The sequence below is a fragment of the Bifidobacterium sp. UTCIF-1 genome, from assembly GCF_006408915.1.
In the GTDB taxonomy this organism is placed as follows: Bacteria; Actinomycetota; Actinomycetes; order Actinomycetales; family Bifidobacteriaceae; genus Bifidobacterium; species Bifidobacterium reuteri.
Map to the genome: position 1 here is coordinate 1 of NZ_JFAG01000047.1, position 1,434 is coordinate 1,434.

1 protein-coding gene is annotated in these 1,434 nt (G+C 66.6%); it reads left to right on the top strand.

Annotated elements, in window-relative coordinates; translation table 11 throughout:
- Positions 1-61 precede the first annotated feature (61 nt).
- Positions 62-1,402, top strand: a complete 1,341-nt coding sequence (locus BW09_RS10780; RefSeq protein ID WP_258185091.1) for an ISL3 family transposase — start codon at positions 62-64, stop codon at positions 1,400-1,402.
- Positions 1,403-1,434: the final 32 nt, after the last annotated feature.

Genomic DNA, 1,434 nt, shown 5'->3' on the forward strand with positions numbered 1-1,434 from the left:
GGGCTCTTCCGGTTTTGGTGTGTAAGGGCCGTGCGGTTTTATTCGGTGTGTGAAAGAGAAAATGAAGAAAACCGCGCGGCTTGGTAATGAGTCTAGCGCGTTCGATGGCCGTGTCCTGCTCGGACTGGACCGGCTGGGCCTGGCCCCGGTCTGGCAACGGCACGAGAGGAAGGGGTCGCGTGCGGGTGTGTGGCTGATCGGCTGCGAGCTTGAGAATGATACGGCACGGTACTGCACTGTATGCGGCGCGGCCGGCAGGGTGCGTTCCTCGTGGCTGCGCCGGTTCGCGCACACGCCGATAGGCCAGCACGCCGTGCACCTGATGGTGCGCGTCAGGCGTTACGAATGCCTGACGTGCGCGCGCTCGTGGACGGATGATCTGACGCGCGTGGCCGCGGAGGGCAGGCGGCTGACCGAGGCGGCGGTGTGGTGGGCCGCGGCCGAGGTCGTATTGAAGTCGAAGAGCATCCTGGCGTGCGCGCGCGACCTATGCTGCTCGTGGGACGCGGTCAACACGGCCGTATTGGGGAAAGGCATGGAATCGCTGATCGACGATCCGGCACGGTTCGACGGGGTCGACACGGTCGGCGTGGACGAGCACGTGTGGCGCCACACCCGCCACGGCAACAGGTACGTGACCGTCATCGTCGACCTCACCCCCAGAAGACACGATCGGCCGGCCCGGCTCCTGGACATGGTCGAGGGCAGGAGCGAGAAGGCGTTCGCCTCGTGGCTCGCCGAACGCCCCCAGACGTTCCGCGACGCGGTGAAGGTGGTCGCGATGGACGCGTTCGCCGGATACAAGAAGGCCGCACGGCATGAAATCCCCCACGCCGTGGAGGTATTGGACCCGTTCCACATCGTCAAGCTCGCGGGCGACAAGCTCACCGCCGTGCGATGCCGGCTCCAGCGCGAGCGGACCGGCCGGCGCGGCACCAAGGACGACCCGTTGTACAAAAGCAGGCGCGTCCTGTTGAAGACGGAGACCCTCAGGACCGGCAAGCAGAAGGAGCGCGCCGCCCGCCTGCTCGACGACCCCGCCAACGCCGCGTTGAGGCTCGCGCACGGCGCCTACCAGAAGATCATCCGCTGCTACGCGCAGGAAGACCGCAAACGGGGACGCGGCATGATGGCCGAGCTCATCGAAGCGCTCAACGCCAGGGGAGCCGCGCCCGGCTGCCCCGAACTCGCCACCCTGGGCCGTACCCTGAAACGCCGCATGGGCGACGTCCTCGCGTTCTTCGACTGGCCGCACAGCGCCAACGGGCCCACCGAGGCCATCAACGGCAGGCTCGAGACCCTACGCGGCATCGCCCTCGGCTTCCGCAACCTCGACAACTACATCACCCGCAGCCTCCTGCACACCGGAGGCTTCAGACAAGCCATCCAAACCCACCTATGACACACGCCCCTTACACACCAAAACCGGAAGAG

Excerpts from the sequence above, each read along its gene's own strand:
- BW09_RS10780 (WP_258185091.1), top strand. The coding sequence starts at position 62 with ATGAAGAAAACCGCGCGGCTTGGTAATGAGTCTAGCGCGTTCGATGGC.